This is a genomic window from Tepidanaerobacter sp. EBM-49, from assembly GCF_001896645.1.
Classification (GTDB): domain Bacteria; phylum Bacillota; class Thermosediminibacteria; order Thermosediminibacterales; family Tepidanaerobacteraceae; genus Tepidanaerobacter; species Tepidanaerobacter syntrophicus.
Map to the genome: position 1 here is coordinate 37982 of NZ_MPPE01000032.1, position 6472 is coordinate 44453.

The window sequence follows — 6472 nt, forward strand, 5'->3', positions numbered from 1 at the left end:
AAGAAAGGAGGACATCTATGACAAGCATAGGAATAATCGCAAATCCTGCATCAGGAAAAGATATAAGAAGACTTGTATCTCATGCAACAGTAATAGATAACAATGAAAAGGTCAATATTGTTGAGAGAATAATTTTAGCTGCCCAGCATTTTGGAGTAGACAGTGTTTACATTATGCCGGATACGTTTCACATAGGCCTGAAAGCAATAGATGCATTGGTTTCGTTAAAACAACTTAAATGCAATGCTGAGGTAATAGAACAAGAAATAACTTACAGCATTGAAGATACAATAAAAGCAACTATAGAGATGGAAAAAATAGGAGTCGGATGCATCGTTTCACTAGGAGGAGATGGAACCAATAGAGCAATTGCGAAGGCTATAGGCGATACTCCACTACTTCCGATATCGACAGGTACAAATAATGTGTATCCGGAAATGATCGAAGGGACATTAGGAGGAATGGCTGCAGCTATTACCGCTTCCAAAAAGTATGACTTAGCGTGCTTTTGCGATAAAGATAAAAGAATAGAAGTTTATAAAAACGGTGAAATGTTAGATATAGCTCTTATTGATGCTGCAGTTTCTAGAGAGAATTTTGTAGGATCCCGTGCCATTTGGGATATATCGACAATATCAGATATTTTTGTAACGCGAGCGCACCCATGCTCAATAGGACTCTCTTCGATAGCAGGATGTTTTATGAAAGTTTTGCGCGAAGATGAGTTTGGGCTCCATGCAAGGATTGGCGATAATGGAGGGAAAGTGGTAAGCGCACCGATTTCTGCAGGTGTAATAAGAGATGTAAGTGTTTTGGAGTACGAAAAAATGTACTTAAGCAAAGAATATTCCTATGTGATGGAATTTGCAGGTACTTTAGCATTAGATGGCGAAAGAGAAATATTTGTCAAGAAAGGCCAAAAATTGAATATTAAACTTACAAGAAACGGACCTTTGAGAGTAGATGCAAAAAAAGCATTAGAAATAGCGCAGGAGTCGGGATTTTTCGTAAAGGAGTGAGAACATGGCGGTAAATGTTGTTATGCCAAAACTTGGCCTTACAATGACTAAAGGAACTTTAAATAAATGGCTTATAAAAGTAGGAGATAAGGTAAAAAAAGGAGATGCGGTAGCTGAAATATCTTCCGAAAAAATTACAAATGTCGTAGAAGCCCCGGCTGATGGTATCCTTGGCAAAATCCTAGTTAACGAAGGGGAAGAAGTGCCTGTAGCAACACCCATAGGTATAATTATCAGCGAAGGAGAAAAATTAGACGAAATCCCTAAAGCAGCGGCAAAAGAAGAAGCGGTTACCCCACCGTCTGAAGGCTTCATAAAAGCCACCCCTATCGCAAAGAAATTGGCAAAAGAAAATGGCCTTGACTTATCTCAAATTCAGGGGACAGGCCCCGGAGGCAGAATAACGGAAGAGGATGTAAAGAACTATATGGCATCAAAGACTGCCGGCACCAAAGAAAAGGAAGAAAAAGCTGAAGTAGAAAAAATTCCTATGGACAACATGCGAAAAATAATTGCTCAAAGGATGAAGCAAAGCTGGACACAGGCACCTCATGTCACAGAAAATATAAAAATTGATGCGACAGAAATGGTAGATTTTAGAAGTAAACTAAATATGAATGAGGGAATTAAAATAACCTTCACCGACATAATAGTAAAAGCCTGTGCTATAGCTATTAAAAAATATCCCAATATAAATTGGTCTACCGATGGAGAATTTATAATCAAAAATAAGAATATCAATATCGGCGTAGCAGTGGCGTTGGAAAATGGATTGATTGTTCCTGTGGTAAGGGATGTAGATAAAAAATCTCTTAAAGAAATATCTGATTGCATCAAGGATTTAAGCATAAGAGCTAGAGAAAATAGACTGCAACCTGATGAAACAATAGGAGGCACCTTTACGGTAACTAATCTTGGAATGTACGAAATTGACAGCTTTACGCCAATAATTAATCCACCTGAAAGCGCAATATTAGGCGTAAATCGGATTTATCAAGAACCTGCCGTGATAAACGATAATATAACCATACGTCAAAGCATGATCCTTAGCCTGTCTTTTGACCACAGAATCATAGACGGAGCTGCAGCAGCGAAATTCTTGCTTTATTTAAAACAAGTCCTGGAAAATCCTGCCACGCTAGCGCTATAAGTCCGAAATAAAAATTATAAAAGAAGGAGGTGTGAAAATATGCAAAAACCAATATTTAAAAACCTTCTTCAAGTAGGCATAGTGGTAGATGATCTAGATAAATACTTGAAAAAGTATTATGATGAATACGGAATAGGGCCATGGGTAATTCTAGATTTCAACAAAGATACCGTAAAAAATATGACTATAAAGGGTAAACGTGTAGATTACGCAATGAGACTTGCTACTTGTGATTTTAGTGGAATTCAATGGGAACTTATACAACCTCTTGATGACAAATGCGTATATTACGACTTTCTAAAAACCCATGGACCGGGAATTCATCACGTGGCACTTGGCATAGATAATTATGACGATGTTGTTAAATTCCTTGCAGATAAAGGTATCCATGAACTTCAAGGCGGAAATTACATGGGGCTGCAATATACCTACTTTGACTTAACAGACGAGCTGGCGCTAATAGGCGAAATATATAACGGAGAAGTAGTAATGCCGGAAGATGCGCCGACTTATCCGCCAAAATGCTAAAACTATTTATTTATTAAATTTATACATTAAAGAGATCTTAAGAAGATAGCGTCATATCGAACATGACACTATCTTCTTTGCTTATTTTCGCAAATCAGACGCAAGTTTATGAGCGAAAAGTCCTTCAAGTTCTGCAAGCTCGGATGCGATAGGAGCAAGTTCTTCTGCCCCCTCAGGTGAGATTTGTTGATAGCTTGCAACCTTTAAAAATGTGCCAACCCATACTCCGCCTGTGTAGCGGGCGGCTTTCATAGTGGGAAGGATATGATTTGTTCCTGAAACATAATCTCCAAATACTTCTGCAGACCATGGTCCCATAAACAATGAACCATAATTATAAAGTTTTGGAATTAGCAGGTTTACATCTGATACTTGCAATTCAAGGTGCTCAGGTGCGATTTTATTTGAAAGTTCAACAGCTTCGCTGATATTGTCTGCAAAATATATTGTGCCATTGTTTTCCCATGAACGTTTTGCAACAGATTGTGTAGGAAGATCATTTAAGTAAGTTTTTAAATACTCTAGAACCTCTTGAATGAGGTTTTCATCTAGCGATATTAATATTCCCCTAGCATTTGGGTCGTGTTCGGATTGAGCCAAAAGGTCTGCAGCGATGAAAGCGGGATTTGCTGTTTTATCTGCGATTATCAGCACTTCACTGGGGCCTGCTATAAAATCTATTCCCACACTGCCGCTGACTTGCCTTTTCGCTTCAGTTACCCATTGATTTCCCGGCCCCACTACAATATCTACAGGTGCAATACTTTTTGTGCCAAAAGCAAGAGCACCGATAGCATGTGCCCCACCCATACAGTAAATTTCATCAGCACCTGCCATATCCATTGCAACAAGCGTTGCAGGGTGAATTGTACCGATAGATTTATCAGGCGGAGAGCAAGCTATTACCCTTTCTACGCCGGCTACTTTGGCCGGAATAATAGACATAAGCGCAGATGAAGGAAGGGGATACCTTCCCCCCGGAACATAAGAACCTGAAGATGAAACAGGAATTATTCTGTGCCCTACGGTAACACCGGCAGATAATTCTATCTCCAAAGGCTTTATCGCTTCTTTTTGATATAAAGCAAATTTTTTTATGCGATAAGCCGCTGTTTCTAGTGCTTTTATATATTCAGAATCTATATGTTTATAGGCATCTTGAATTTGCTTTGAGGAAATCCTCAGATTTTCACTTTGATAGTTATCAAATTTTCTGCAAAATTCAAGCAAAGCTTCATCACCGTTTTTTTGTATTTGCAAAAGTATATCTGACACCTTTTCTCTTATCTGGCTATTATTTTCGGACTTAATCTCAGAATTAGGTTTCTTTATTATTTTTATACTCATCTACCTGCCCCCCGCTCATTTTATTACTCATTTTTTAAAAGCATACCATGTATTTACAGCATTTTCAATTATAACCCATTTTACATTAACCACATTTTAATATTGTTATATTTATAAATTATGTATAAAATAAAAGGAGCTCATACAAGATAGGAGAAGATGCCGATGGCGTTAAATGAAAGATTGATTGAATTTATGAATAAAGAGGCATATAAGCCGATGACACCGGAAGAGCTTATTTCCGCCTTAAACGTTGATAAAAGCGAAATTGATCAGTTGATAAAAGCATTGGATTATATGGAAAAGAATGGCCTGGTGGTAAAAAACAGAAGGGGAAGGTATGGCGTTCCGGAAAAAATGAATTTAGTCGCCGGAAAAGTAGAAGCCCATCCGGCAGGATATGCCTTTTTGATTCCTAACAATCCTGAAATTGAAGATGTTTATATAGCCCGTGAAGACATGAATGGAGCCATGCATGGGGATATAGTGCTGGCAAGACTTAAAATAGCCCCTAAAGGAGCTCATAAAAAGCAGGGAGAAGTAATACGAATCTTGAAAAGGGCTAATAACAAGATAGTAGGAACTGTAGAGAGAGGCAAGAACTTCATATTTGTAGTTCCTGACGACAAACGAATATTTTATGATGTATTTATCCCAAAAAATAAGGCACGAGGAGTTAAAAACAGGCAGAAGGTTGTAGTAAAAATAACCGAATGGCCGGAAAGACATAGAAATCCCACAGGGGAAATAATCGAAGTACTTGGCTATCAAGATGAGCCTGGTGTAGATGTGCTTTCTATTATAAAAAAATATGATCTACCCTTGGATTTCCCGCCAAAAGTTGTAAAGCAGTTGGCAGAGATACCCGATAAAGTCAGAGAAGAAGATCTTGCCAAAAGAGAAGATTTTCGCCACCTAAAAATCGTCACTATAGATAACGAAGATGCAAAAGACCTGGATGATGCAATTTCAATCGAAAAGACAGAGGATGGCTACAGACTCGGAGTTCATATTGCGGATGTAAGCTACTATGTAAAAGAAAGGAGCCCATTAGATAAGGAAGCACTAAGAAGAGGCTGCAGTGTATATCTTGTAGACAGAGTAGTTCCCATGCTTCCGACTAAACTATCAAATGGAATATGCAGCTTAAATCCAAGTGTAGACAGGCTTACCATGAGCGTAGTTATTGATTTTGATAAAAACGCTGAAATCTTAAGCTACACTATAACACCTGGAATTATAAAAACATGTGAAAGAATGACATATACTCAGGTCAACAAAATATTAGAAGATGAAGACCCTGAGTTTATAAAACGTTTTGATTACCTCGTAGAGGATTTTATCTTAATGAAGGAACTGGCCGGAAAGCTTACAGCTAAGCGATTTGCAAGAGGCAGTCTGGATTTTGATTTAGATGAGGCAAAAGTTATTTTGGATGAGAACGGAAAACCGATTGATGTAGCCAAAGAAGAGCGAAGAATAGCAAGCCGCATAATTGAAGAATTTATGATTGCTGCAAATGAAGTAGTTGCAGAGCATATGTTCTGGCTAAAAACTCCGTTTATTTACAGAGTTCATGAAACACCGGATGAAGAAAAAATTGAATCTTTAAGAGAATTTCTCTATAATTTAGGTTATACAATAAAAGGCAATAGCAATATAGTAAAACCAAAATCACTACAGCAAGTTTTGGAGAAAGCTAAAGGAAAACCAGAAGAACGCCTTGTAAATACCATGGTTCTTCGTTCACTAAAAAGAGCCCGATATAGCGAGATAAATTTAGGGCATTTTGGCCTCGCTTCCCCTTACTATACGCATTTTACTGCACCGATCAGGCGATATCCTGACCTGGAGATACACCGAATCTTGCGAGAACTGCAGGAAAATAAACTTGATTTAAAGCGCCAAGAAAAACTAAGTAAAACAGTCGAAAAGGTTGCAAAAATTTCATCAGAAAGAGAACGAATTGCTGATGAGGCTGAAAGAGAATCCGTAGATCTTAAAATTGCCGAATATATGTCTACTAGAATTGGAAATGTTTATGAGGCAATTATTTCCGGCGTAACACCTTTTGGTATATTTGTAGAACTGGACAATACAATCGAAGGCCTTGTTCATGTAAGCAATATCGAAGATGACTATTACAATTTTAACGAAAAAAACATGACACTTCGAGGAGAAAGGACAGGAAGAGTATTTAAAATAGGAGATATTGTAAAAGTAAAAGTTTATAAAGTAAATATTGCCGAGCGCCAAATAGATTTTGTGCTAGCGGAGTAGAATATACAATAAAACTTGCTTGAAAAATTTCTTAGCATATGATAATATTATAAACACATGCAAGCCGAAGTGGTGGAACTGGCAGACGCGCTGGACTCAAAATCCAGTGGTAGCAATACCATGCGGGTTCGATTCCCGCCTTCGGCAC

Annotated in this window: 5 protein-coding genes and 1 tRNA gene; 5 read left to right on the forward strand and 1 reads right to left on the reverse strand. The window is 38.0% G+C overall.

The features are described from left to right. The first annotated feature begins 17 nt into the window (after positions 1 to 17). From BUE08_RS05160 to BUE08_RS05170, 3 genes are read left to right on the forward strand one after another with little or no spacing between them, the layout of a single operon-like run. Positions 18 to 1019, forward strand: coding sequence for an ATP-NAD kinase family protein (locus tag BUE08_RS05160; RefSeq protein WP_281795679.1), 1002 nt, complete (start codon positions 18 to 20; stop codon positions 1017 to 1019). Positions 1020 to 1023: 4 nt separating this feature from the next. Continuing rightward, positions 1024 to 2169: a dihydrolipoamide acetyltransferase family protein gene (locus tag BUE08_RS05165; RefSeq protein WP_286680518.1), complete on the forward strand. Its 1146-nt coding sequence runs from the start codon at positions 1024 to 1026 to the stop codon at positions 2167 to 2169. A gap of 39 nt (positions 2170 to 2208) precedes the next feature. Continuing rightward, entirely contained in the window at positions 2209 to 2697 is a 489-nt protein-coding gene (locus BUE08_RS05170) for a VOC family protein (protein WP_213951076.1), read from the forward strand. Between the two features lie 81 nt (positions 2698 to 2778). On the opposite strand, the gene hisD is transcribed toward BUE08_RS05170, so the two are convergent. Continuing rightward, positions 2779 to 4044 (reverse strand): histidinol dehydrogenase, encoded by a 1266-nt coding sequence (gene hisD, locus BUE08_RS05175; RefSeq protein ID WP_286680519.1) that lies wholly within the window; start codon positions 4042 to 4044, stop codon positions 2779 to 2781. 165 nt (positions 4045 to 4209) lie between these two features. Between hisD and rnr the strand changes: the two genes are divergently transcribed. Continuing rightward, the gene (gene rnr, locus BUE08_RS05180) at positions 4210 to 6324 is read left to right on the forward strand and encodes a ribonuclease R (RefSeq protein ID WP_286680520.1); all 2115 of its coding nucleotides are present in this window, start codon (positions 4210 to 4212) and stop codon (positions 6322 to 6324) included. 63 nt (positions 6325 to 6387) lie between these two features. Continuing rightward, positions 6388 to 6471, forward strand: a tRNA-Leu gene (locus tag BUE08_RS05185). The last annotated feature ends 1 nt before the right edge of the window (position 6472 follow it).

Excerpts from the sequence above, each read along its gene's own strand:
- BUE08_RS05170 (WP_213951076.1), top strand. The coding sequence starts at position 2,209 with ATGCAAAAACCAATATTTAAAAACCTTCTTCAAGTAGGCATAGTGGTA.
- BUE08_RS05165 (WP_286680518.1), top strand. The coding sequence starts at position 1,024 with ATGGCGGTAAATGTTGTTATGCCAAAACTTGGCCTTACAATGACTAAA.
- hisD (WP_286680519.1), bottom strand. The coding sequence starts at position 4,044 with ATGAGTATAAAAATAATAAAGAAACCTAATTCTGAGATTAAGTCCGAA.
- BUE08_RS05160 (WP_281795679.1), top strand. The coding sequence starts at position 18 with ATGACAAGCATAGGAATAATCGCAAATCCTGCATCAGGAAAAGATATA.
- rnr (WP_286680520.1), top strand. The coding sequence starts at position 4,210 with ATGGCGTTAAATGAAAGATTGATTGAATTTATGAATAAAGAGGCATAT.